The sequence below is a fragment of the Dietzia sp. KRD202 genome (assembly GCF_017168155.1).
Classification (GTDB): Bacteria; Actinomycetota; Actinomycetes; order Mycobacteriales; family Mycobacteriaceae; genus Dietzia; species Dietzia kunjamensis.
The window spans coordinates 1-417 of the sequence record NZ_JABFAN010000102.1 but is presented as its reverse complement, the minus strand read 5'-3'; the positions used below and the strand labels follow the sequence as shown (position 1 = coordinate 417).

General features: G+C 73.9%; 1 protein-coding gene. It reads right to left on the bottom strand.

Annotated features, from left to right (window positions below):
• Nucleotides 1–112: 112 nt before the first annotated feature.
• Nucleotides 113–417 (bottom strand): hypothetical protein (locus tag J1M64_RS19085; RefSeq protein WP_206475222.1); only part of this gene is annotated, 305 nt, incomplete at its 5' end.

Genomic DNA, 417 nt, shown 5'->3' with positions numbered 1-417 from the left:
GCTCAGCGCATTCGCAGGAAACATCGGCATCCGGGATGTTCCCCGCCGCCGGTAACCTGACGACGACGCTGCTGGCCCGACCGCACATTCCGACGGGCCAGCACCGCGGGCTCTACCCCCTCGCCGTGACCCAGCCGCCGAGGAAGTCGGCCAGGACGCGGCGCTGGGCTTCCTCGCGGGCGATCTGCCCGGCGAGCACCTGACGGTCGACGTAAGGGTCGACAGCGGCGAGGACCAGGCGCTGCAGCTCGTGCGGTTCGAGGGCCTCGACCTCCCACTGCACCGGGTGGGCGGGGTCGAGGCCGTGGCGGCGGGCGAAGGCCGGCCACCGCGGGTCGCCGCGCTTGCCCTCGGCCGCCGGCAGACCGTACGCGCGCACCTGCTCGTACGTGAGCAGCACGCGGGTGACCCGGCTCC